Origin of the sequence: Bradyrhizobium sp. JYMT SZCCT0180 (assembly GCF_018130165.1) — a bacterium.
Lineage (GTDB): Bacteria > Pseudomonadota > Alphaproteobacteria > Rhizobiales > Xanthobacteraceae > Bradyrhizobium.
The window spans coordinates 158,417-181,440 of sequence record NZ_JAFCLZ010000007.1 but is presented as its reverse complement, the minus strand read 5'-3'; the positions used below and the strand labels follow the sequence as shown (position 1 = coordinate 181,440).

The following is a 23,024-nucleotide window of genomic DNA, read 5'->3' as shown; positions in this document are numbered from 1 at the left end:
CGGCAATCCACCCCGGCTCAAGTCCGCGGCAGGCTTTCGCTCGAAAACGCTATGCCTACTTCACCCGCTCGATCAATTCCATCGCGCCCGCCGGCGCGCGGACCTTGCCCTCGTGGATCACGTAGGCGAAGACGTCACGCGGCGTCTTCTTCGGCTTGGCTGCATCGACGCGCGGCAGGTCGTCGGGTTCACTTCCCGAGGCCCAGGCCTGAAACCGATTCGCCCAGGCGTCGAGCTGTTTTGGCGGATAGCAGGTCTTGAGTTCGTCATTGCCCTTCTGCAGCCGCGCATAGACGAAGTCGCTCGCGATGTCGGCAATCGCCGGATATTTGCCGTGCTCGGCGAACACGACGGGCGTTTCGAACTTTCGCAGCAGCGCGATGAAATCGGGCACGCAAAAACTGTCGTGGCGGACTTCGACCACGTGACGCAGCGCGCGGCCTTCGAGTTTGCGCGGCAGCAGTTCGAGGAACTTGCCGAAATCGGCCTCGTCGAATTTCTTGGTCGGCGCGAATTGCCACAGCACGGGGCCTAGCCGGTCGCCGAGTTCCAGCACGCCTGAATCATAGAACCGTTTCACGGAATCGCCGGCTTCCGCCAGCACCCGCCTGTTGGTGGCAAAGCGCGGACCTTTCAACGAGAACACGAAACCGTCGGGCACCTCACGCGCCCATTTGCGAAAACTCTCCGGCTTCTGCGAGCCGTAGTAGGTGCCGTTGATCTCGATCGAGGTCAGCTTCGACGCGGCGTAGGACAACTCCTTCGCCTGCGTCAGCTTCTCTGGGTAAAATACACCGCGCCACGGCTCGAAGGTCCAGCCGCCGATGCCGATAAAGATGTTGCCGCTGTTCTTGGCGGACGATTTTGCAGGTTTGCTCACCGGGGGGCTCTTTGCGAAGGAGGGATGATTGCGGGCCGATCTTAATCCAGATCGGACCTAATTGGCCAGATTGCCGCAGGCAAAGACGAACGTCCGGAAGTGCGGGATAGAAGCCGGGCGCTGCGGCGCGATATATGGACACAGACGCCGGTTCAGCCGACAATACTCGCCGAACTTGGCGCGCCAATTGCAAACCTTTGCAATGTAGCAGGCCGTAGGCCCAGGAACTTTTCCGTTCATATTGACGCAGGTTCGGAGTTGGCTACGAGCGGATACATGACAAGCAAGCATCAACCATCGCAACGAGAGACCAAGGGCGGCGGGCAAGCGCAGTTTGGGGCCTTGCTGATGACCGATGGTGGAACGCAACGGAACGGACCGCCATCGCTGTTCCATGGCCTCACCGAGTCTGAAATTGCGCAGGTGCTGGGCTCCGGAAAACGCAAAGTGCTCTACCGCGGCGCCCAGCTGTTCAGCCAGGGCAGTCCGCAAGACGGCATCTTCCTGATCGAGAGCGGCCGCATCAAAGTGTTCTACATCGCCCCATCGGGCCGCGAGATCACGCTCGCCTATTGGCACTCCGGCAATTTCGTCGGCGGCCCCGAGGTCTTCAAGCAAGGCCTGCACATCTGGTCGGGGATCGCCGCCGTCAACAGCACCGTGCTGCATTTGCCGGGCGACATCCTGCGCCGGATGGTGCTCACGATCCCCGCGCTCGCGATCGGAATCATCGAGGGCCTTACTTTCAAGGGTCAGTGCTATTCGGCTTTGGCCCAGATGCTCGGGACGCGCTCGCCGACCGAAAGGCTGGCGCAACTGCTGCTGCATCTGATGAACCTGTACGGCGTTGAAGAACGCGATGGATCGCTGATTGCCGCGTCATTCACGCATGCCGATCTCGCGCACATGACCGGCGTGACGCGCCAATCCGTCACCATCAGCCTGAAGCGATTTACCGAGCTTGGAATCCTGCACGCGCACGGCGCCAACCTCGTCATCAAGGACGCGGACAGGCTGAGCGATATCCGCGACGGCAAGCTCGCCAAGGCCGCGGCCTCTGACGACATCTGAGGCGAGGGACCAAGCGAGTCCCGCGTCAAACCGCCGCTGATGCCGGCGGCTTCCAGACGTTTGCGGGCTGAGTCCTGTCTGGTTGCGATGACTATTTTATAGACATCTAGCCCGCCGGATAACCAAGATGGGCGCAAAATCTGTTCATTAATTGAGCATCCGCAAATTTCTTAGCAATAGGTTGCTGGTTCGAAGCGTTCGTCGTTTCGGATTCTGAGGAGGCCGTTCAGAACTTGCTGACCGGACGTGATCGCGTCCGTGATGGAAGCAAGCGAGTTTGCGGCAAATGACGCCTACCACTCCCTTCGTTAGCCACGCCCTTCGCGAACCGGGCCTTCGCGAACCGGAAGCCGTCCGCGCCGTCAGAATTGGTCTGATGGCATGTCGTTTGCACCATCAAGGTCATCAAGCCAGTCAGTCTGCTCAGCGCCGAGTAACCCTGCCGCCCTTCGCCGTGGCTGGGGGATTGCGCATGGGCCAGGCAAGTCACACCGCACAGTTTGGTTCGAAAGGATTTGTCCCATGAGCATCGGCCCTGCGTCTAAACTCCCTGGCTTCCTTCCTTTGATCGCTGCGGCAGCCATCGCATTGGCGCCCGGACAGGCGAGCGCGCAGACGCTCGAGATCGGGATCGGCACACAGAATACGACGACCAACACTGTGACCGGCGGCGTCGTGCTGAAGGAGCTTGGACTCCTGGAGAAGCACCTGCCGAAGACCGGCAAGTACAAGGACATCCAGTACAAGCTGAGCTGGCAGAACGCCACTTCCGGTCCGCCGATCACCAACGGCATGATGGCCAACAATATCCAAATCGGCATGATGGGCGACTACCCGCTGATGGTGAATGGCGCCACCGGGCAGGCGACCAAGAACGAAACGCAGCTCGTCGCGATCATCGCCTACAACGCATTTGGCGGCGGCAACGGCATCGTCGTCCACAAGGACTCGCCGTTCTACGAACTCGCCGATCTCAAGGGCAAGAACGTGTCGGTGCCGTTCGGCTCCGCCGCGCACGGCATGATGCTCACCTCGCTGCAGAAGCGCGGCCTGCCGCCCGATTTCTGGAGCCTGGTTTCGCAATCGCCGGAAGTCGGCACCACCAACCTGCAGGAAAAGCGTATCGACGCGCATGGCGACTTCGTGCCGTTCGCCGAGCTGCTGCCGTTCAAAGGCTTTGCCCGCAAGATCTATGACGGCGCCGAAACCAAGGTGCCGACGTTCCACGGCGTCGTCGTGCGCAAGGATTTCGGCGAGAAATATCCGGAGATCGTGGTGGCCTACATCAAGGCGTTGATGGAGGCGAACGACTGGATGCGCAAGAACCCGAAATTTGCGGCCGAGAAGATCGAGGAGTGGACCAAGATCAACAAGGAAGTGATCTACATCTTCCTGGGTCCCGGCGGCGTGCACACGCTCGATGCGACCATCAAGCCGAAATGGGTCGAAGCCGTCGGCGCCAATTATGCGATCCTGCAGAAGCTCAACATGATCAAGGAACTGAACATCGGCGCCTGGGTCAACGACAGCTATGTACGGACGACCTACAAGGAACTCGGGCTCGACTACGACAAGCAGCTTGCTTCGTATGACACCTATAACGTCACTGGCACCGATCCGGTCTGCAACACGCCGGTCAACAATCCCCTGCAAACCGGCGAGATCTGGATCCAGGGCGGCGACATCGTGCCGTTCAGTTCACCGGTCTGCACGCTGCTCGGCGTGAAGAAGTACGGCTCCGAAGGCAAGAAGTTCAACGCCGTCTATCTGGTCGATCGCGAGCTCGGCATCAAGGTGTTCGCCGACGCCGCGTTCTATTCGGTCGGCGGCCAGGATCCGAAGAAGCCGGATGTCGTGCCGTTCCTGCTCAAGAAGGACGCGGAAGCCTATGCGGCCAAGAATGGCGGCAAGCTGGCCACCTATGCCGAAGTCCTCGGCGCCATCAACCTGGGGCAGTAGGGGAATCCGATGGGCAGCACGGCAACAGCCAAGATTGTGGCGCTCCCGATGGTCGACAAGCACGCCGATCCTGAGCCGGTGGAGACGAAAGCCTCCGCAGCCCAAATGTCCGCAGCGGAAATTCAGGTGCCGGAACCGGAGCCGATCCCCACGGTCTCGCTCACCAAGGTGTTTCTGGGCCTGCTCGGATACGTGACCCGGGAGCGGATGATCACGGCGTTGCTTGCCTGCATCTCGATCGGGGCCCTGTTCCTGTTCTGGTATCTCGGCACCAAGTACAGGCTGGAATTCTACATCCGCTTCAAGAACGTTCCGACGCCCTATGAGGTGTATCAGCAGCTGACGCAGGTCGGGCTGTCGAACAAATACCTCTTCAATATCGCGATGAGCGTACGACGCATTCTGCTCGGCTTCATGATCGCGACCATCATCGGGGTGCCGCTCGGGCTCGCGATCGGCAAGTACGAGCGCGTGCGCGACTTCTTCATGCCCGTCGTCGAGATCATGCGACCCATTCCAGCGATCGCCTGGGTGCCGATGTCGATCATGCTGTGGCCGAACAACGAGGCCAGCATCGTCTTCATTACCTTTATCGGCGCCTTCTTTCCGATCCTGCTCAACACCATTCACGGGGTTCATTCACTGGATGGCGTGCTGGTACGGGCGGCGCGCTGCCTCGGCGCCAGCGAGATCCGGCTGTTCATGAACGTGATCCTGCCGGGCTCGTTGCCGCACATCTTCACCGGTCTTGCCGTCGGCATGGGCGTGGCCTGGGTCTCGCTGATCGCCGCCGAGATGATCTCGGGTCAATTCGGCGTCGGCTACTTCACCTGGGAAGCCTACTCACTGGTGGACTATCCCGCGATCGTGCTCGGCATGATCACGATCGGTGTCCTTGGACTGGCGTGCAGCGGCATCATCCGGATGGTTGGCGTCCTTCTGATGCCTTGGCTCGCATTCGCACCCGGAGGCCGGCGATGAGCATGACCATGACTGAAGCCGAAACCCATAAGGGCTTCATCGACGTGCGCGACATGGGCGTGACGTTCGGTGCCAACGACAACAAGGTCGTTGCCGTCGACAATGTCTCGCTCAACGTGCAGCCGGGCGAGTTCGTCTCGCTGATCGGACCTTCCGGTTGCGGCAAGTCGACCTTGCTCAGCATCGTGGCCGGCTTCGTCAAGCCGACCCGCGGCGAGGCCTTGCTCGACGGCAAGGCGATCACCAAGCCCGGTTCCGACCGCGGCGTCGTGTTCCAGCAATACTCGCTGTTTCCGTGGCTGTCGGTTCGCAAGAACGTCGAGTTCGGCCTCAAGATGGCCGGCGTCGAGCAAAGCAAGCGCAACACCACGGCACGGGCGCTGCTCGATCTGGCCGGGCTGCTGTCGTTCGAAAACCATTATCCGGACCAGCTGTCCGGCGGCATGAAGCAGCGCATCGGCATCGTCCGTGCGCTGGCGACCAGCCCGCAGGTTCTGTTGATGGATGAGCCGTTCGGCGCGCTGGACACGCAGACGCGGGTCGTGATGCAGGAGATCCTCACCAACATCTGGCAGCAGTTCCGCATCTCGGTACTGTTCATCACGCACGATATCGAGGAATCGATTTTCCTTTCCGACCGCATCTACGTCATGACCGCGCGACCGGGCCGCATCAAGGCGGTCATCAAGGTGCCGCTGCCGCGTCCGCGCACGGCCGAGATGACCGACACGCCGGAATTCATGAACCTGGTGCAGGAGCTCAAGGGTCTGATCCGCGAAGAGTCGCTCGCCGCCATGGCGCCGGAGATCAAGGATCGAGGCCTATCCGGCTTTGGAATGAAAGTGGGACCGAAAGGAGTAGGCGAAATCTTCTGACGTAACTTTGAACGTCGCGGCCTGACAGGCGCGAACCCAAGAATCGATCACAGCAATCAAGCACGGACGCAAACAGGCGCGCGCGTCAACGATGACTCACGCCTGGCGTCCATCAAATCGGAGCATTCAATGGCAAAGAAACCAAACATTCTGTTTTTCCATGTCGACAATCTGGGCATGGGCGAACTCGGTTGCTACGGCGGCGGCATTCTGCGCGGCGCCGACACCAAGCGCATGGATCAGTTCGCAAAGGAAGGCGCCAAGCTGACGCACTACGTTGTCGAGCCGCAGTGCACGCCGACGCGTTCGGCGCTGATGACCGGCCGTTTTCCGATCCGTTCGGGCAACCACACCATCGCGCTCGGCGGCAACGGCGGCGGCATCGTCAAGTGGGAGCGCACCATCGGCACCATCCTGTCGGATGCCGGCTATGCGACCTCGATCTACGGCAAATGGCACATCGGCGCCGAGGACGGCCGCTTCCCGACCGACCACGGCTTTGACGAATGGTACGGCCCCTTGCGTACCTATGACGAATGCATGTGGCTGACCGACCCGCATTATGTCGCAGAGCGCGACGGTTTCTCGCACATGCATGAAGGCGTCAAGGGCAAGGGGGCCTGGCCGCTGCTCGATGAGCAGCTCACCATGGAAACCAAGAAGACCTGCGATCTCGAATACCAGAAGCGCGCCATCAAGTTCATGGAAAAGTCCGTCAAGGCGGACAAGCCGTTCTACTGCTACTTCAACCACTCGCTGATGCACTTCCCGATGAGCCCGCGCGATGAATTCGTCGGCAAGAGCACCAACGGCGACTGGGGCGATTGCCTGCTGATGCTGGACCATGATTTCGGCGTGCTGCTCGACAAGCTCGACGAACTCGGCGTTCGCGACAACACCATCGTCGTGATGTGCGGTGACAACGGCGCCGAGGACCATCTCGCCGGCCGCGGCACCGGCGGCTTCTTCGACGGCTCGTATTTCAGTTCGGCGGAAGGCGGCATTCGTACGCCGCTGCTGATCCGCTGGCCGAACCACATCAAGCCGGGCACCGAAAGCAACGAGATGGTTCATGTCACCGACATGTTCACGACGCTGCTGTCCATGACCGGCTGCGAGGCACCCAAGGATCGCCTGATCGACGGCGTCGACCAGAGCGAGTTCTTCCTCGGCAAGAAGGAAACGTCCAACCGCGAGTCCTGCATCGTCTGGCTCAAGGACGAGCTGCACGCTGTGAAGTGGAAGGACTTCAAGATCAACTTCAAGCGGCAGCAGCACTTCCATGATCCGGAGCTGGCGCTCGGCTTTGCCCGCATCACGCATCTGAAGGAAGACCCGAAGGAGCGTGACGCCGTCAACCAGCGCTACGTTCGCTGGTGGGTGATGCAGCACGCCCAGCGCATCATCCGCGACTTCGAGGAGAGCGCCAAGAAGGAGGAACTGATTCCGCCGGGCGCGGCACTCGATTTCGTGCCGAAGCAGCGCCAGAAGGCTTGAGGACGATGTCTGCACCGACGATAGCGGCTGACGTCGCGCAGGGTGCAGCCGGCAATCGCCGGGGAGCGGGCTGCTGCTCGCTCCCTGGCCAACCAAACACGGGCATAACGCCTGGCACCAACCGCGCTTCCATGATCTGGATCCCGGGCGGCTCTTTCCTGATGGGCTCCAACAGCTTCTATCGGGAAGAACGCCCGGTGCGTCCTGCCTCCGTCGACGGCTTCTGGATCGACACCTATCCCGTCACCAACGGCGAGTTTCAGAAATTCGTTGAGGCGACCGGATATGTCACCTATTCCGAACGCCCGCCGAACCCTTCGATGTATCCCGACGCCAATCCGCAAATGCTGGTGCCGGGCTCGCTGGTGTTCAAGAAGCCCGATCGTCCGGTCAACTTGCGCAACAACCTTGCCTGGTGGGAATACAGGCCAGGCGCCGACTGGCGGCATCCGCAGGGGCCGGAGAGTTCGATCGCAGGATGCGAAAATCATCCGGTCGTGCATGTGGCTTATGAGGACGCGCTCGCTTACGCAGCGTGGGCCGGCAAGGAGCTTCCGACCGAAGCGGAATGGGAATTCGCAGCGCGCGGCGGTCTGGAAGGCAAGGCCTATCCCTGGGGCGATGCGTCCAATCCGGATGGGCAGTTCATGGCCAACACCTGGCAGGGCCATTTTCCCTACCAGAATTCGGCCGATGACGGCTATGAGGGCACGTCGCCGGTCGATGCGTTTCCGGCCAACGGCTACGGCCTGTTCGACATGGTCGGCAACACCTGGGAATGGACGTCGAGCCCTTATGGCGCCGCGCAGGAGCAGCAACAGCAATCGTGCTGTCATAGCAGCGCAGGTGATGACACTTCCGTACGCCGCGTGGTGAAGGGCGGTTCGCATCTGTGCGCGCCGAACTATTGCCTGCGTTACCGGCCGTCGGCGCGCCAGGGCGAAACCGTCGATTCCTCTACCTGTCATATCGGCTTCCGCTGCGTCGTGCGTCAACCACCGGGCACCTGACGAGAATCCCTTTCGCAACCGGCAAGGCCGGAGCACCACAAACATCTTTCGGAAGCTTCCCATGCAAGCCGCCAGCACAACGACCAACGCGCAACTCCAGTTTGAAGACTCGCCGTCGATCGGCGCGGTGCTGCGTGCGCCCAACCTCTTTGTCCGCGAGTCCCTGGCCGGCATCGTCACCGCGCTGGCGCTGATTCCGGAGGTGATCTCGTTCTCCTTTGTCTCCGGCGTCGATCCCAAGGTGGCGCTGGTCTCTTCCATCGTGCTGTGCCTGGTGATGTCGGCGCTCGGTGGCCGGCCTGCGATGGTCACCGCGGCGGCGGGTTCGATCGCGCTGGTGATCGGGCCGATGGTGAAGGTGCATGGCGTCGGCTACATCCTGCCGACCATCCTTTTTGCCGGCATCATCCAGATCGTCTTTGGACTTGCCGGACTGGCGCGGGTGATGCGCTTCGTACCGCGCTCGGTGATGATCGGTTTTGTCAATGCGCTCGGCATTCTGATCTTCGCCGCACAGGTACCTCACATCTTAAACGTGCCATGGCTGGTCTATCCGCTGTTCGCGCTGACGATCGCCGTTGTCCTCATCATGCCCCGTTTCACGACATCAGTGCCGGCGCCGCTGGTCGCGATCATCGTGGTGACCGCGATCGTGATGGTGGGGCATCTGACCGTGCCCAATGTCGGCGGCGAGGGCGCCATGGCGCCGGGACTGCCGGGCCTTACGGCGTTCATCGTTCCGCTCAACCTTCAAACGCTCAGCATCATCTGGCCGACCGCGCTCAGCGTCGCCTTTGTCGGCCTCCTGGAGACACTGCTGACGGCCAAGCTGGTCGACGACCTGACCGATACCCGCTCCCACAAGGGCAAGGAGTCCTGGGCGCTCGGCGTCGCCAATATCGCGGCCGGGTTCTATGGCGGCATCGGCGGATGCGCGATGATCGCCCAAACCGTAGTCAACGTGAAGATCGGGCAGGGCCGCACCAGGATATCGACGGCGGTCGCCGCACTCGTGCTGCTGGTGCTGGTCACTGCGCTCAGCGACCTGATGGCGCAAATTCCGATGGTGGCGCTCGCTGCCGTCATGATGATCGCAGCCCTCAAGACCATCGATTGGCACAGCATCCGGCCGGCGACGCTGAGGCGCATGCCGATCCCGGAAACGCTGGTGATGGTCCTGACCGTTGCCGTCACGGTGGCCACCAGCAACCTCGCGATCGGGATCGCCGTCGGGGTGTTGCTGGCGATGGTGTTGTTCGCGCGCCGGGTCGCCCATGTCATCCGGGCCGACCGCACGCTCAGCGAGGACGGCCTTTCGGTTCGCTATCACGTCCATGGGCCACTGTTCTTCGGCAGCAGCAACGACCTCGTCGAGCGCTTCTCCTACGGCGCGGATCCCAAGCGCGTCCTGATCGATCTCACTTATTCCCAGATCTGGGACGCTTCGAGCGTCGCGGCGCTGGATTCGATTGAAACAAAATACCGCGACCATGGCGCGTCAGTCACGTTCGTTGGGCTCGACCAGCGCAGCTCCTCGTTCCACGAGCGGCTGACCGGCCAGCTCGGCACCTGAATTTCGGAGCGCGGAACGAGAAGGAGCTTCCGATGGCGATCTTCCAATGGCTGTCGACATTCGTCCGCAGGATGATGGGAAACTGGTCCGGCCGCTATCGGCCGGAGCGGCATTACATGCGTGGGGCCGGGCCGGCGTCAAAGCGAAGCGCGCGCCACAGCACAAGCTCTTGAGACGCGGCGCTAATCGCGGATACGGTGCCTTCTCCGACAGTGCGTACTCCAGGCCAGCCCAATCAATCGTGATTGGCCAACTCGCTGAAACCGTGCTGTGCACTCTTGTCTCGATCGCGGGTCGGGCTACGCAAAACAAGAATGGAGAAACGGATGCGCATCCTGGTCGCCGCATTGGTCGTGATGACCGCTTTCCCTGTTCTCGCCGACGAGGTCGGTGATGCACGCAAATTGGCGGTTTCGGGGCGCGACGCCTACTGGAACTGCCTGGCCCGCGAGTATCCGCGGGAGAGCAACAGGAACATGCCGGAGCAGGAGTTTGGCGCGTTGATCGCCGCTGCCTGTGCGTCGGAGCGGCAGAATTTCCGGGTGGCGCTGGTGGGTTTTCTCGCGATCCAGTCCCCGGACAAGGATGAGGGCGCGAACCTGACGACGGCCAACGATGCCATCGCCTTCGCCCAGAGGGACATCGTGACGGCGTTCGCAAGGCGCAAAGCCGCGTCGAAGTAGCCAAGGCGGCTTTCGCCAGCCTATTCCACCATTCCGGCCTTCCGTGATATTGATTCCCGATCAGGCGGGGGATTGTCGGGTATGAATTCTGAGTCGATAGCCGGTATCTTGGGTGCCATTGTCGCCTCGATCGTGCTGGTGGTTGCGATCGCCTATGGGCCGATCGGGCAGTTTGGCAAGCCGGCGCCGAAGCCGGCCGCCGTCCAGCAACCGTCCCAGATGGCGCCCGCGGCGCCCGCACCACGGGGACCGGTGATCCGGGAAGTGCCGAATTAGTTGACGCAGGGCAGGGCTCGGCCACCCCTTGCGGAAGGCCCCTGGCATCCCTATCTTGCTCCTAACGGCGACGTTGAGCCTTAAGAAGCTCCGGCGCTGGGACGACCATGAATGGTTTGGCTGCGCCGGATGTACGCGCGCCCTCTGTTCGTGGTCGTTGGCATTTTGGGGGCCTTTTTGGCCCAGTTTCCCCACCTGAAACCCGGTCCCGCGACCCTGCTTTGGAAAGACTTGCGGCGGCTTCGATTGCTGGCGGCGCCATTGGTAGTGCTGGCGGCGCCTTGGCATCCCCAGCGGCTGCGGATATACGCTGGCCCCATGAATCAAGCCATCAAACCGGGCCCCGAAAACCCGTCGCAGGCCGCCGGTTTGCCTCAGCTTTCGGTCGTCGTCCCTACCTTTAACGAGCGCGACAACGTCACCGTCCTCTACCGGCGGCTGGACGCCACCCTCAAGGACATCCCCTGGGAAGTCGTGTTCGTCGACGACAATTCCCCTGACGGCACCTGGGAAGTGGTGCGCGGCCTGGCGCAGAAGGATCCCCGCGTCCGCTGCATCCGCCGGATCGGGCGGCGCGGCCTGTCGGGGGCGTGCATCGAGGGCATTCTCGCCGCCAGCGCGCCCTATGCGGCTGTGATCGACGCCGATCTGCAGCATGACGAGACCCAGCTGCCGAAGATGGTGGGCATCTTGCAACGTGGCGAGGCCGAGCTCGTGGTCGGCAGCCGCTATGTCGAGGGCGGCAGCGCCGACAGTTTCAACAAGGGACGCGCGGGCATCAGCGCTCTTGCGACCGAAGTTGCAAGGCGCGTGCTCAAGGTCGAGATCGCCGATCCCATGAGCGGCTTCTTCATGATCCGCCGCGACCGCTTCGAGCAACTGGCGCCGCAGCTTTCGACGCAGGGCTTCAAGATCCTGCTCGATATCGTAGCTTCCGCGCAAGGCAAGCTGCGCTCGGTCGAGGTTCCCTTTACCTTCGGCTCGCGCCAGCACGGCGAGAGCAAGCTCGATTCGATGGTGGCGCTGGATTTCCTGGGTCTGGTGCTGGCCAAGTTCACTCACGACGTGGTCTCGCTGCGCTTTCTGTTGTTTGCGATGGTCGGCTCGATCGGTCTCATCGTACATCTCGCGGCGCTGTTCATCGCGAACCAGCTCTTCAACATGCCGTTCGCGGAGTCGCAGGCCGTCGGCGCGCTGGTGGCGATGACCAGCAATTTCATCCTGAACAATTTTCTCACCTATCGCGATCAACGCCTGAAGGGTTTTGCCATCCTGCGCGGCCTGCTGCTGTTTTACCTCGTCTGCAGCGTCGGCCTGTTCGCCAATGTCGGCGTCGCGTTCTCGGTCTACGACCAGGAGCCGATCTGGTGGCTGGCGGGAGCGGCGGGCGCACTGATGGGCGTGGTCTGGAACTACGCGATGTCCGGACTGTTCGTCTGGCGCAAGCGATGATCCAAAAATGAATCCGAACGAGGCTCGGCTTGTCCTCAACACGGTTCTGACGATCCTGGCGCTGGTCGCGGTACGGCTGGTAGCCGCCGCCTACACGCCGATCACCTTCGACGAAGCCTATTACTGGATGTGGTCGAAGAATCTGGCCGGCGGCTATTACGATCATCCGCCGATGGTGGCATTCGTGATCCGCCTCGGCACCATGATTGCTGGCGACACCGAACTCGGCGTGCGTCTGGTCTCGATCCTTTTGGCATTGCCGATGAGCTGGGCGGTGTATCAGACCGCGGCCGTGTTGTTCGGCGGCAGGCGGGTGGCGACGACGTCGGCGATCCTGCTCAACGTCACGCTGATGGCCGCCGTCGGCACCATGATCGTCACGCCGGACGCGCCGCTCCTGGTCGCCTCGAGCTTCGTGCTGTTTTCGCTGGCCAAGGTGCTTGAGACCGGACGCGGTGCATGGTGGCTGGCGGTAGGTCTCGCCACGGGCGCTGCGCTGCTCTCGAAATACACCGCGCTGTTCTTCGGCCCCGCGATCCTGATCTGGCTGGTGGTGGTTCCGAAACTGCGGCGGTGGCTGATCTCGCCATGGCCCTATCTCGGCGGCCTCGTCGCACTCTTGATGTTTTCGCCGGTCATTCTGTGGAACGCCGATCATCATTGGGTGTCTTTCATCAAGCAGATGGGCCGGGCGCGCATCGAGGATTTCAGGCCGGCCTTCATCGCCGAATTGATCCCGACGCAGATCGCGTTCGCAACGCCGCTGGTATGGATTCTCGGGGCGATGGGTCTCTATGCTTTGTTTCAGCGCCGCGCCGGCGCGCTGCCGGCGCGCGTGCTGGTCAGCACCATGTTCTGGACCATTGCCGCCTATTTCGTCTGGCATTCGCTGCACGCCCGCGTCGAGGCCAACTGGTTCGCGCCGGTCTATCCGGCGTTTGTGGTCGCGGCGGCCTACGCAGCTCATCTGGTGCCATGGGAAAAGCGCGAGCAGCGCACCGTCAATTTCTGCCTGCGCTGGGCGGCGCCATCAGGCATTGTGATGTTTGCACTGCTGATCGTGCAGGCCAATACCGGCGCGCTCTCGGGTTATCGCCGGGACGCCACGGTGCGCAGCGTCGGCGTCGGCTGGCGCGAAATCGCAGGCGAGATCGAAGCGGTGCGGGCGCGCGTCGGCGCATCCTGCGTGCTCGCGCCGGATTACGGCACCACCGGCTGGCTCGCGTTCTATCTGCCGAAGGGAACTTGCGTTGCGCAGCGAAGCCAGCGCATCCGCTGGGTCAATATGCCCGAGCCGACAGCGGCGCAGCTCGGCGGCAGGCAGTTGTATGTTCGCGAGGCCATGCCCGGCGATCATCCGTTGAAGGACGAATTTGCCCGCGTCGAGAAGGTCGGCGAGGTCACGCGCAAGCGCGGCCCGCTTGTGATCGAGACCTACGAACTCGATCTGCTGGAGAGACCGAAAGGCGAGGTATTCGATCGCTCGCCGCCGCCGGAACTGGTGTTGGAGGACAGCGTTATTCCGGCGTGGCTGCGCCGGCAATAATCCGACGTCCGCTCGGATGAATGAGCGCCATGCCGATGGCAGGCTGTATCCGGCGAAAGCCCCGCTGTGCATGAACCTAAGCGAGTTTTGCTGCGACGACCAATGCTCGGTGTAAGGTATGGCCGGCGACATCAGGTATTCGTGGAAGAGGAAGATGCAATGCGGCTCGATCCCTATCAGGAGCGTGCAAGGGCCCTGGCGGTCGAAGCCGGGCTCGACCCCGATGCGAAGATCGATCGTCCCGGTCAGCGGCCGATCCCGGTCTGGTGCACGTTCCGCGACGCTGCGCGCAAGGAACAGTTCACGACGCAGGCTGCGCAATACCAGAACAGCCCACTCAAGATATTCGGCCAGCACGAGGACGCCACGATCGCGCAGATGCGCAACTGCATGGCGGTCGGCAACGCCGTGGCCGGCGTGATCTGCGCGGACGGTCATCTGGGATATGCCCAGCCGGTCGGCGGCGTGATCGCCTATGAGAAGCAGATCAGCATCTCCGGCGTCGGCTTCGACATCGGCTGCGGCAACATGGCGGTGCGTCTCGATACGCCGTTCAGCCGGGTCGAAAGCAATGTCGGCACGATCATCAAGGACGTGCACAAGGCGATTTCCTTTGGCGTCGGGCGGACCAACGAGGAGCGCGTCGAGCACGAACTGTTCGACGACGGCGATGCCTGGAGAGAATCCGACATGGGCGCGTATCGGCAGAAGGCGGTGTCGCAGCTCGGCACCGTCGGATCGGGCAACCACTATGTCGACCTGATGCGCGACGAGGCCGGCCTTGTCTGGATCGGCGTTCACTTCGGCAGTCGCGGTCTCGGGCACACCAGTGCCACCCGCTACCTCAAGGCTGCGGGCGGCAAGGATGGCATGAATGTGCCGCCGGCCGTCATCGACGAGGACAGCGAGATCGGGCGACGCTACATCGCGGCCATGCAACTGGCCGGGCGCTATTCCTGTGCCGGCCGGGAGTGGGTGATTGAGCGCGTGCGCAAGATCATCGGCGGCAACGTCACCGACATGGTTCACAACCATCACAATTATGCCTGGCGCGAAAATCACGGAGGCAAGGATTTGTGGGTTGTGCGCAAGGGCGCGACGCCGGCATTTCCGGGACAGCGCGGCTTCATCGGCGGATCGATGGGAGATGACGCCGTCATCGTCGAAGGCGTCGACAGCCCCGAAGCAAAGGCGTCGCTCTACTCGACGGTTCACGGCGCGGGCCGGATGTTCGGCCGCAGGGAGGCCAAGCGGAGATTTACGCGGGTCGAGATGGATGCGTGGCTGCAATCGCGCGGCGTGACCTTGATCGGCGCCGATCTCGACGAAAGTCCGATGGCCTATCGAAGGTTGCCCGAGGTGCTTGCCGAGCATGCCGGCTCGATCAAGGTGCAGCACACGCTGCGGCCGTTCGCCGTCGTCATGGCGGGCGAGAACGAATTCGATCCGTTCAAGGATTGATTGCCAAAATGGGACACCCGGCCGACGGCCGGATGTCCCGATTGCAGGGCAAACCCGCATGTTTACGGGCTGATTTGCGCATAACTTCCAATGATTTGCGCATGCCTTAGATCTGCCCGCGTTTAATCTGCATTTAACTAAAACTCGCCTTAATGACGCTCCGTGTCTTTGCGAGATGCTGCCCGGGAACTTTGCGGGCGCGGCATCAAACAGGGACTTAGTAGAGTTGTTCTGGACGCAAGGCGAATGAGTACGAGTACCGGTGCGTTTGGCCTTGCGGCCCACAACCGCAAGAAATCTTCCCGGAAAGTCATTCCTCAGCATTTGCTCGGCGGCGTCGCGATCGCAGCCGTGGTGCTGGGCTGCGCCTGGACCGTTTACAGCAATATTTTCGCCTCCAGCATCTATCCCTCGGTCAACAGCGCGGCGTTCGATCCGCCGGTTGTCAAAAGCTCCACGATTGTCGCGTCGCGTCCGGTGCGGCCCGCCTTCAACGAAGTGTTCGCTGCGCTGCCCCAGCCGGCCCCGAAGATTTCCGCGCCCGCGACCGTCTCTCCTTCGATTATGTTTAACGAAAGGTTTGCAGCCTCGGCGCCGCAAGGCGAAGCATCCAGGGCGATTGAAGCCACGCAAGTGGCGGAGGTCGCGCCGCCGGTCGATGTGAAGAAGACTGAAGCGCCGAAACTTGCGGAAGCGCCGAAACTTGCGGAAGCACCGAAGCCGAAGGAAGCCGCTTCGCAGGCGCCGACCCAGGTCGCGTTGAACGTTCCGGCCCCGGCGCCAAAGCAGGCTGAAGCCAAACCCGCCGCGAAGGAATCCGGAGCTTCGGTCCGCGACATGGCGCAGCGCGCCAAGGCGGCGGTGATGTCGATTGCGTCCAACGACAAGCCGAGCATGGTCGAGAAATTGTGGGGCAAGCAGCCTGCGCATGGCGGGCTGTTGTCGTACGCTTCCGCCGACGCCAGCGTCACCGGAAGCATTCTCGATACCCGTTCGCAGAACCCGATGCTGGGTGGATCGCCGCCTTACGACAAGCAGACCGCGGTCTACGACATCGCGGCGAAGAAGGTCTATCTGCCGGATGGCACCGTTCTCGAGGCGCATTCGGGCCTCGGCGCCAAGATGGACGATGTGCGCTATGCGCATGTGCGGATGCAGGGCGTGACGCCGCCGCATATCTATGACCTGAAGCCGCGCGAGGCGTTGTTCCACGGGGTGCCGGCGCTGCGACTGACGCCGATCGGCGGGCAGGACAAGATCTTCAACCGTGACGGCCTCCTGGCACACACCTACATGCTCGGCGCCCGCGGCGATTCCAATGGCTGCGTTTCCTTCAAGGACTATTACGCGTTCCTGAACGCGTACCGGAACCAGGGCATCCGGCGGCTTGCGGTGCTGGCCAGGATTCAGTGACGTCGCTCGTCGTCCCTGCGAACGCCGGGACCCATACGCCTCAGCGATCAGTGTTGCAGAAGGTTCTAACGCTAGCGTCCGATCGGCCGCGGCGTATGCATCTCCGGGTTCGGCCTTAGGCCCACCGAAGAATGTGATCTTCGTAACAGTGCGACCGCCGCCGATCAGCCATCGTTCCTATCACCGAGGCACTGGTGCATCGGTATCAACCAACCCAAGGTAGGAGACGTAACTATGGATGAAATCGAAATCGCTGCGTCGGATACCGTGACTGATGCGGAACTCGATGAGGTCAATGGCGGCTTTATCTTCATATTGGTGGGTGCGGCGGCGTTCAGCACCGGCTTTTTCGCCGGGTACGGGGCGGTCAGATTTGCACAGGACATGTCGAAATAACGCAGTCCGTGTGAAAGAAACGAGCGGAGGCCCCGTCGCAGTTGCGCGGGGCTTTCTGCGCTCCTTGTCATCCGGGCCATAACGTAAGAGAGGTTCATCCCTGCGATGTGCAGCCTCCTTAGGCTGTATGTCGAAGTGAACTTCCATGATGCTTGAAGAATAGGTCAAGCTTTACAGGTTCGCCGGTATCTCGCCAGAACAGTTTTCGATTAAGGCTGGCCGCCACCGCGAGGCGATGGTGGCCGCCGATCAGAATATGGTCGTCCGTCGTTTTGGCGATGATTTCTCCATCTTCGTCCACGATGGTTTTCATGTGCCGCCTCCAATCCAAGGCTGCCGGTCAGCGCCGCCGCGATGGTGCGCATTCTATCTAACCTCGTGCGGCCTCCGGGTGTTCCACCCCATGAAGATCATTGTTTCCGGATAACAGGCGCGACAGGTCCCCGCACAAACTCGCGCCCTCCACGGAACCCTGCTTCCGATTGCGGAAGACCGCCATCGTGCGACGGTCCCGCCAACAGGTCATCACAGTTCTGTTTTGATTTAGCCCTGAGTGAGTCGCCGCATGCATCAGCGTTGCGGCACGGGCAGGCGAGCGGATGGCATCACGTCGTCGAAGTGCGGCGAATGGGCACGTTGGTTCGTTGAATGTCTGTGACGGGGAGTCACAGTGCATCCGAAATTTGAAAAACACGCTTGCAACTGAAAGATGTTTCGTTTATTAGCCCGCTCCTTCGCTAGGCCATGGGTTCGGGCTCTCTGAGATCCGACTGGCGCGAGCCGGTGTCCGGTTTCGTGTTCCGCCGAATGAAGACGCGAGGTGTAGCTCATGGAGAGCATCGGGGTGATACCCGAAGGCATCGGTTCGATTCCGGTCTCTTGCACAACCGAAGGATAGCTCAGTGGTAGAGCAGATGACTGCTAATCATCGTGACGCGGGTTCGAATCCCGTTCCAACGCTCCGGTTCAGTCTAAAAAACTGAATTCCCATTGAAGGGGACCGGACGCGCGCTTCAGTCGCAGTCCGGCCGCATTGCCGCAAGGCTCTTCGTCCGAACCTAGACACTGTACGAACGGCTCTGCGCCGCGGTGGATACCGCTTGCGCTGACGCCGGGAAAACCGTTCGAACGCCCGACGTTTGTCGGGCGATTGCGCGCGTGCGCCCGTCGTCATGCAAGCTCAAACCACGGCCCGCCGGACTTACAGGAAGCGCCGTTCGGTCCTCCGTTCCTTCTAGACGAAACCAGCTTTCCGACCTCTGGCCGGAAAGCCAATGATGGAGGCGTGCCATGAACTGGCATTTCCTGATGACGCATGTGACGGTGAAGGATGGCGAGCGCGCGTTGCTGACGCGGAACGGCAGGCTCGAGCGCGTGCTTGGTCCCGGCCGGCATCGGCTGTTCGATCCGCGCAACGAACTGACGGCAGAAGTATTCAAGGTGGTTCGCGCCGAATTTCCGGTGGAGCGTTACCTGGTGCTCAAGGCTGCGCGGCCCGATCTTGCGGCCGAGCTGTTCGAGGTGGTGGAGACCAAGGCGGATGAAGTTGCCATCGTCAACCTCGACGGCCGTCCGATGCAGCTGATGACGCCCTGGCAGGCGCGCGTCTACTGGAAGCTCGCGACATCGATCGATGTCGAACGCATCGACCTGACCGGCGATGTCAGGGTGACCGCGCGTCATCTGGCGATGATCGACCGTAGCCGTTCGGCCGTCGTGACGGAAGCGGTGGTCGAAAACCACGAAGCCGGCCTGCTCTATGTCGAGGGCCGGCTGGTGGAGCGGCTCGCGCCCGGCCGGCACGCGTTCTGGATCGTCGGCCGCAAGATCGAGGTCAAGCGTCTCGATCTGCGGCCCCAGGCGGTCGAGATCACCGCGCAGGAAATGCTGACCAGGGACCGCATCGCGCTGCGGGTGACCTTGACGGCGTTCCGCCGGATCGTCGATCCCGAGCGGGTCGTAGCCGCGGTGCCTGACGTGGATGCGTGGCTGTACCGCCTGGTGCAGTTCGCGATCCGCGAGGCGGTTGCCGGCCGCACGCTCGACGAGGTGCTGTCGGCAAAGGCAGCGCTCGATGCGGAGCTTCGGGACTATGTCCGCGAGCGTATCGCGGACAGCGGTGTCGAGGTGACGGAGCTCGGCGTCAAGGACGTGATCCTGCCCGGCGAGATCCGCGAGCTGGTGAACAAGGTGGTGGAGGCGGAGCGGGTGGCGAAGGCCAATTTGATCCGCCGGCAGGAAGAGACCGCGGCGACGCGGTCGCTTCTGAACACCGCCAAGCTGATGGAAGAGAACCCGCTGCTGCTGCGGCTCAAGGAACTGGAGTCGCTCGAGCGGCTGGTGGAGAAGGTCGGCCGTATCGACCTTCACGCCGGTGACGGGCAGGGCTTTGATGCCCTGCTCACCAAGCTGGTTCGCCTGAAGCCGGCGGAAAGCGCGTAACAGGAAGGGTCGCCTACGGGCGGCCCTTCAACTGCGATTGCGGTGTGCTCACGAAGGGGGAGTATCAGTAGGGTGGGCGAGCGTTGGTGGAGTGAGCATGATCGCTTGAAATGTATCTTCGCCCGATGCCACATTCTCCGTCATTCCGGGACGCGCCTCTTGGCGCGGGTCCGGAATTCATACTCACGATCGTGGCTATGGATTCCGGGCTCGCGCTTCGCGCGCCCCGGAATGACGAAGGAGAGGGGTCTCCTATGGCTTATTACGTGTATTTGCTTGCCAGTAAAAAGCACGGCACGCTGTATCTTGGCGTGACCAACGACATCGTGCGTCGCTTATATGAACACAAGGCGAAAGCCGTCCCCGGCTTCACTACGCGTTACGACGTAAACAAGCTGGTGTGGTTCGAGATTTACGATGATGCGTTGACCGCCATCGCACGCGAGAAAGAGCTGAAGAAGTGGCGGCGTGACTGGAAGATACGCTTGATCGAGGAGCAAAATCCAGGGTGGGTTGATTTGTACCAAGGCATCGCAAGTTAAGCCGTCATTCCGGGACGCGCTCGCTTCGCCCCGGAATGACGAAGGAGAGATTCTAGCCAACAAAAACCCCGGCATCGCTGCCGGGGTTTTGCATTCCTTGACGTTCGCCTGGATGGCTGGACTTAGAAGTCCATGCCGCCCATGCCGCCGCCCGGGGGCATGCCGCCCGCGCCGCCGGCGTTCTTCTTCGGCAGTTCGGCGATCATGGCTTCGGTGGTGATCAGGAGAGCCGCAACTGACGCTGCGTTCTGGATCGCCGCACGAACCACCTTGGTCGGGTCGATGATGCCCTTGGAGACCAGGTTGCCGTATTCGCCGGTCTGCGAGTCGAAGCCGTAGTTGTACTGATCCTTCTCGAGGATCTTGCCGACGATGACCGAGCCGTCTTCACCAGCGTTGATCGCGATCTGGCGGGCCGGCGCGGACAGCGCCTTGCGCACGATCTCGACGCCGGTCTTCTGGTCGTCGTTCGCGGTCTTGATGCGCTTGAGCTGCTCGGAGGCGCGCAGCAGGGCGACGCCGCCGCCCGGCACGATGCCTTCTTCAACCGCCGCACGGGTCGCATGCATCGCGTCATCCACGCGGTCCTTGCGCTCCTTGACTTCGACTTCGGTCGCGCCGCCGACGCGGATCACCGCGACGCCGCCTGCGAGCTTGGCCAGACGCTCCTGCAGCTTCTCACGGTCGTAGTCCGAGGTGGTTTCCTCGATCTGCGCCTTGATCTGCTGCACGCGCGCCTCGATGTCGGCCTTCTTGCCGGCGCCGTTGACGATGGTGGTGTTTTCCTTGTCGATCATCACCTTCTTGGCGCGACCGAGCATCTGCAGCGTGACGTTCTCGAGCTTGATGCCGAGATCTTCCGAGATCGCCTGACCACCGGTCAGAACCGCGATGTCCTGCAGCATGGCCTTGCGGCGATCGCCGAAGCCCGGAGCCTTGACGGCAGCGACCTTGAGGCCGCCACGCAGACGGTTCACGACGAGGGTGGCGAGAGCTTCGCCTTCGACGTCTTCCGCGACGATGACCAGCGGCTTGCCGGTCTGCACCACGGCTTCGAGCAGCGGCAGCAGCTCGTTCAGCGAGGAGAGCTTCTTCTCGTTGATCAGGATGTACGCGTCGTCCATTTCAACGCGCATCTTGTCGGCGTTGGTGACGAAGTAGGGCGAGATGTAGCCGCGGTCGAACTGCATGCCTTCGACGACGTCGAGTTCGGTCTCGAGCGACTTGGCTTCTTCAACCGTGATGACGCCCTCGTTGCCGACCTTCTTCATCGCGTCGGCGAGGAACTTGCCGATTTCGGCGTCGCCGTTGGCGGAGATGGTGCCGACCTGGGCGATTTCCTCGTTCGAGGTGACCTTCTTGGAGTTCTTGACGAGGTCGGCGACGACGGCTTCCACCGCCAGGTCGATGCCACGCTTCAGATCCATCGGGTTCATGCCGGCGGCAACCGACTTGGCGCCTTCACGGACGATCGCAGCCGCGAGCACGGTTGCGGTGGTGGTGCCGTCGCCGGCCGCGTCAGCGGACTTGGAAGCGACTTCGCGCACCATTTGCGCGCCCATGTTCTCGAACTTGTCTTCAAGTTCGATTTCCTTGGCGACGGTGACGCCGTCCTTGGTGATGCGGGGAGCGCCGAACGACTTGTCGAGCACGACGTTGCGGCCCTTGGGGCCGAGCGTGACCTTCACGGCATTGGCGAGAATGTCGACGCCGCGCAGCATGCGGTCGCGGGCATCAACGCCGAATTTGACTTCTTTAGCTGACATATTTGATTTCCCTGAGTTGAACTTGGTGTCTCACCTCTTCGAGGGGCGCCGCGCAGGCGCTCCTCAGGGGTGAGCGTGTGCTGACTTGGCTTAGGCGGCCTTCTTCTTGGTCGCGGGAACGTCGGTGAGGACGCCCATGATGTCGCTTTCCTTCATGATCAGCAGCTCCTGGCCGTCGATCTTGACCTCGGTGCCGGACCACTTGCCGAACAGGACGCGGTCGCCGACCTTGAGGTCGATCGGGATCAGCTTGCCAGCTTCGTCACGGCCACCCGGGCCCACGGCGACGATTTCGCCCTGCGAGGGCTTTTCCTTGGCACTGTCCGGAATGATGATGCCGCCAGCGGACTTCTCTTCGGCGTCGATGCGCTTGACCACGACGCGGTCGTGAAGCGGACGGAATTTCATGCAGTCCTCCTAAGTTTTTGCAACTGTTGTCGAATTTTGGTATTTTGGCAGTCCGAGCAAGCGAGTGCCAGCGCGGCTGCGGCTGATTTAGGCCAGTCTTGTGCGGGGGACAAGGGCTTCTAGCAGAAAAATTGGCACTCAAATATGACGCCTGCCAATTTCATTCATCATGATTAATCGAGGTAAACGCCCGCCGACCCCGTATTAGCACGTGCGGTAAGCTGCTGCTAACGCATGAATTTTCAACAGATCATTAAACATTTAGGCTTGTGATGGGCAGGTATCGTGCGTCACATTTCTCTCATGTGAGCGCATCTCCGCCGGGGTGGCTCGGTGTTGGCCACCCACGTGAAATGCGCTTCCTAAAATGGAGGTTGGCATGGTCTCGCGGGTTGGAGTTGTTTCCGACGATTTCCGGAAGCAGGTGCTGGGTTATGGGCTGACGACGGCGCAAATTCTGTATCGGTTGCCGGATCATCCCTCGCTGCTGCAGACATACGTCTGGCAGAACTACGATCTGTTTCCGAAATTTCCGGCGCTGAAAGATTTTCTGGCCTTCTGGCAGGAAAAGCTCGACGGCCCGCTGTACTCGGTCACGGTCGCGCATTCCAAGCTGATCAAGCCGGCCGAGCTTCGCGCCGTAGACGGCGTGTTCAGGCTGCATTGAGCGGAAAGATTTGTAGGGTGGGCAAAGCGCAAGCGTGCCCACCATTCCTTGCTCGATGAAGATGGTGGGCACGGCGCGAGCGCGCCTTTGCTCCCTACGAATTTCATTTTGTGTTAGCCTCCCGTC

Annotated in this window: 21 protein-coding genes and 2 tRNA genes; 19 read left to right on the top strand and 4 right to left on the bottom strand. The window is 61.7% G+C overall.

Translation table 11 applies throughout. From position 1 onward, the window contains the following. Positions 1–55 precede the first annotated feature (55 nt). Positions 56–880: a DUF72 domain-containing protein gene (locus tag JQ641_RS12610; protein ID WP_211996288.1), complete on the bottom strand. Its 825-nt coding sequence runs from the start codon at positions 878–880 to the stop codon at positions 56–58. Between the two features lie 348 nt (positions 881–1,228). On the opposite strand from JQ641_RS12610, the gene JQ641_RS12605 reads away from it, so the two are divergent. From JQ641_RS12605 to JQ641_RS12540, 14 genes are all read left to right on the top strand, one after another. Continuing rightward, on the top strand, positions 1,229–1,951 hold the full coding sequence (locus tag JQ641_RS12605; RefSeq protein ID WP_249150400.1) for a Crp/Fnr family transcriptional regulator: 723 nt from the start codon (positions 1,229–1,231) through the stop codon (positions 1,949–1,951). 522 nt (positions 1,952–2,473) lie between these two features. After that, entirely contained in the window at positions 2,474–3,910 is a 1,437-nt protein-coding gene (locus JQ641_RS12600; RefSeq protein WP_211996286.1) for an ABC transporter substrate-binding protein, read from the top strand. Between the two features lie 9 nt (positions 3,911–3,919). Next, the gene (locus JQ641_RS12595) at positions 3,920–4,891 is read left to right on the top strand and encodes an ABC transporter permease (protein WP_249150381.1); all 972 of its coding nucleotides are present in this window, start codon (positions 3,920–3,922) and stop codon (positions 4,889–4,891) included. Positions 4,892–4,893: 2 nt separating this feature from the next. Further along, positions 4,894–5,766 (top strand): ABC transporter ATP-binding protein, encoded by an 873-nt coding sequence (locus JQ641_RS12590; protein WP_249119458.1) that lies wholly within the window; start codon positions 4,894–4,896, stop codon positions 5,764–5,766. 129 nt (positions 5,767–5,895) lie between these two features. Beyond that, complete coding sequence (locus JQ641_RS12585) at positions 5,896–7,263, top strand: arylsulfatase (RefSeq protein WP_249133195.1); 1,368 nt, start codon at positions 5,896–5,898, stop codon at positions 7,261–7,263. Between the two features lie 131 nt (positions 7,264–7,394). After that, entirely contained in the window at positions 7,395–8,273 is an 879-nt protein-coding gene (locus JQ641_RS12580; protein ID WP_211996284.1) for a formylglycine-generating enzyme family protein, read from the top strand. A gap of 61 nt (positions 8,274–8,334) precedes the next feature. Further along, positions 8,335–9,846, top strand: a complete 1,512-nt coding sequence (locus JQ641_RS12575) for a SulP family inorganic anion transporter (RefSeq protein WP_211996283.1) — start codon at positions 8,335–8,337, stop codon at positions 9,844–9,846. Between the two features lie 326 nt (positions 9,847–10,172). Continuing rightward, the gene (locus JQ641_RS12570) at positions 10,173–10,529 is read left to right on the top strand and encodes a hypothetical protein (protein WP_211996282.1); all 357 of its coding nucleotides are present in this window, start codon (positions 10,173–10,175) and stop codon (positions 10,527–10,529) included. Between the two features lie 81 nt (positions 10,530–10,610). Further along, positions 10,611–10,805: a hypothetical protein gene (locus tag JQ641_RS12565; RefSeq protein ID WP_192734088.1), complete on the top strand. Its 195-nt coding sequence runs from the start codon at positions 10,611–10,613 to the stop codon at positions 10,803–10,805. A 318-nt stretch (positions 10,806–11,123) separates the two neighbouring features. Beyond that, positions 11,124–12,257 (top strand): glycosyltransferase family 2 protein, encoded by a 1,134-nt coding sequence (locus JQ641_RS12560; RefSeq protein WP_211996281.1) that lies wholly within the window; start codon positions 11,124–11,126, stop codon positions 12,255–12,257. Between the two features lie 7 nt (positions 12,258–12,264). Then, on the top strand, positions 12,265–13,803 hold the full coding sequence (locus tag JQ641_RS12555) for a glycosyltransferase family 39 protein (protein WP_211996280.1): 1,539 nt from the start codon (positions 12,265–12,267) through the stop codon (positions 13,801–13,803). 159 nt (positions 13,804–13,962) lie between these two features. After that, a complete protein-coding gene (locus JQ641_RS12550; RefSeq protein ID WP_211996279.1) occupies positions 13,963–15,264 on the top strand; it encodes an RtcB family protein in 1,302 nt (433 codons plus the stop codon). Positions 15,265–15,510: 246 nt separating this feature from the next. Then, entirely contained in the window at positions 15,511–16,677 is a 1,167-nt protein-coding gene (locus JQ641_RS12545) for a DUF2778 domain-containing protein (protein WP_211996278.1), read from the top strand. A gap of 234 nt (positions 16,678–16,911) precedes the next feature. Next, a complete protein-coding gene (locus JQ641_RS12540) occupies positions 16,912–17,073 on the top strand; it encodes a hypothetical protein (protein ID WP_192734082.1) in 162 nt (53 codons plus the stop codon). Positions 17,074–17,191: 118 nt separating this feature from the next. Here the strand turns inward: JQ641_RS12540 and JQ641_RS12535 are convergent, their stop codons facing one another. After that, a complete protein-coding gene (locus JQ641_RS12535) occupies positions 17,192–17,386 on the bottom strand; it encodes a hypothetical protein (RefSeq protein ID WP_211996277.1) in 195 nt (64 codons plus the stop codon). A 502-nt stretch (positions 17,387–17,888) separates the two neighbouring features. Here JQ641_RS12535 and JQ641_RS12530 point away from each other — a divergent pair. From JQ641_RS12530 to JQ641_RS12515, 4 genes are all read left to right on the top strand, one after another. Beyond that, a tRNA-Ser gene (locus JQ641_RS12530) sits at positions 17,889–17,957 on the top strand. 8 nt (positions 17,958–17,965) lie between these two features. Beyond that, positions 17,966–18,029: transfer RNA gene (locus tag JQ641_RS12525), tRNA-Ser, on the top strand. A gap of 334 nt (positions 18,030–18,363) precedes the next feature. Beyond that, the gene (locus tag JQ641_RS12520) at positions 18,364–19,515 is read left to right on the top strand and encodes a slipin family protein (RefSeq protein WP_211996276.1); all 1,152 of its coding nucleotides are present in this window, start codon (positions 18,364–18,366) and stop codon (positions 19,513–19,515) included. A 254-nt stretch (positions 19,516–19,769) separates the two neighbouring features. Next, positions 19,770–20,057 carry a GIY-YIG nuclease family protein gene (locus tag JQ641_RS12515; protein WP_211996275.1) on the top strand — a complete coding sequence of 96 codons (288 nt, stop codon included), beginning with the start codon at positions 19,770–19,772 and terminating at the stop codon, positions 20,055–20,057. A 122-nt stretch (positions 20,058–20,179) separates the two neighbouring features. On the opposite strand, the gene groL is transcribed toward JQ641_RS12515, so the two are convergent. After that, positions 20,180–21,823: a chaperonin GroEL gene (gene groL / locus JQ641_RS12510; RefSeq protein ID WP_211996274.1), complete on the bottom strand. Its 1,644-nt coding sequence runs from the start codon at positions 21,821–21,823 to the stop codon at positions 20,180–20,182. A gap of 90 nt (positions 21,824–21,913) precedes the next feature. Continuing rightward, a complete protein-coding gene (locus JQ641_RS12505; RefSeq protein ID WP_211996273.1) occupies positions 21,914–22,231 on the bottom strand; it encodes a co-chaperone GroES in 318 nt (105 codons plus the stop codon). Between the two features lie 379 nt (positions 22,232–22,610). Here JQ641_RS12505 and JQ641_RS12500 point away from each other — a divergent pair, with 379 nt between their 5' ends. Continuing rightward, positions 22,611–22,898: an usg protein gene (locus JQ641_RS12500; RefSeq protein WP_211996272.1), complete on the top strand. Its 288-nt coding sequence runs from the start codon at positions 22,611–22,613 to the stop codon at positions 22,896–22,898. Positions 22,899–23,024 lie beyond the last annotated feature (126 nt).

Excerpts from the sequence above, each read along its gene's own strand:
- JQ641_RS12590 (WP_249119458.1), top strand. The coding sequence starts at position 4,894 with ATGACCATGACTGAAGCCGAAACCCATAAGGGCTTCATCGACGTGCGC.
- JQ641_RS12600 (WP_211996286.1), top strand. The coding sequence starts at position 2,474 with ATGAGCATCGGCCCTGCGTCTAAACTCCCTGGCTTCCTTCCTTTGATC.
- JQ641_RS12580 (WP_211996284.1), top strand. The coding sequence starts at position 7,395 with ATGATCTGGATCCCGGGCGGCTCTTTCCTGATGGGCTCCAACAGCTTC.
- groL (WP_211996274.1), bottom strand. The coding sequence starts at position 21,823 with ATGTCAGCTAAAGAAGTCAAATTCGGCGTTGATGCCCGCGACCGCATG.
- JQ641_RS12595 (WP_249150381.1), top strand. The coding sequence starts at position 3,920 with ATGGGCAGCACGGCAACAGCCAAGATTGTGGCGCTCCCGATGGTCGAC.
- JQ641_RS12555 (WP_211996280.1), top strand. The coding sequence starts at position 12,265 with ATGAATCCGAACGAGGCTCGGCTTGTCCTCAACACGGTTCTGACGATC.
- JQ641_RS12500 (WP_211996272.1), top strand. The coding sequence starts at position 22,611 with ATGGTCTCGCGGGTTGGAGTTGTTTCCGACGATTTCCGGAAGCAGGTG.
- JQ641_RS12505 (WP_211996273.1), bottom strand. The coding sequence starts at position 22,231 with ATGAAATTCCGTCCGCTTCACGACCGCGTCGTGGTCAAGCGCATCGAC.
- JQ641_RS12585 (WP_249133195.1), top strand. The coding sequence starts at position 5,896 with ATGGCAAAGAAACCAAACATTCTGTTTTTCCATGTCGACAATCTGGGC.
- JQ641_RS12565 (WP_192734088.1), top strand. The coding sequence starts at position 10,611 with ATGAATTCTGAGTCGATAGCCGGTATCTTGGGTGCCATTGTCGCCTCG.
- JQ641_RS12550 (WP_211996279.1), top strand. The coding sequence starts at position 13,963 with ATGCGGCTCGATCCCTATCAGGAGCGTGCAAGGGCCCTGGCGGTCGAA.
- JQ641_RS12560 (WP_211996281.1), top strand. The coding sequence starts at position 11,124 with ATGAATCAAGCCATCAAACCGGGCCCCGAAAACCCGTCGCAGGCCGCC.
- JQ641_RS12605 (WP_249150400.1), top strand. The coding sequence starts at position 1,229 with ATGACCGATGGTGGAACGCAACGGAACGGACCGCCATCGCTGTTCCAT.
- JQ641_RS12575 (WP_211996283.1), top strand. The coding sequence starts at position 8,335 with ATGCAAGCCGCCAGCACAACGACCAACGCGCAACTCCAGTTTGAAGAC.
- JQ641_RS12540 (WP_192734082.1), top strand. The coding sequence starts at position 16,912 with ATGGATGAAATCGAAATCGCTGCGTCGGATACCGTGACTGATGCGGAA.
- JQ641_RS12535 (WP_211996277.1), bottom strand. The coding sequence starts at position 17,386 with ATGAAAACCATCGTGGACGAAGATGGAGAAATCATCGCCAAAACGACG.
- JQ641_RS12515 (WP_211996275.1), top strand. The coding sequence starts at position 19,770 with ATGGCTTATTACGTGTATTTGCTTGCCAGTAAAAAGCACGGCACGCTG.
- JQ641_RS12545 (WP_211996278.1), top strand. The coding sequence starts at position 15,511 with ATGAGTACGAGTACCGGTGCGTTTGGCCTTGCGGCCCACAACCGCAAG.
- JQ641_RS12520 (WP_211996276.1), top strand. The coding sequence starts at position 18,364 with ATGAACTGGCATTTCCTGATGACGCATGTGACGGTGAAGGATGGCGAG.
- JQ641_RS12570 (WP_211996282.1), top strand. The coding sequence starts at position 10,173 with ATGCGCATCCTGGTCGCCGCATTGGTCGTGATGACCGCTTTCCCTGTT.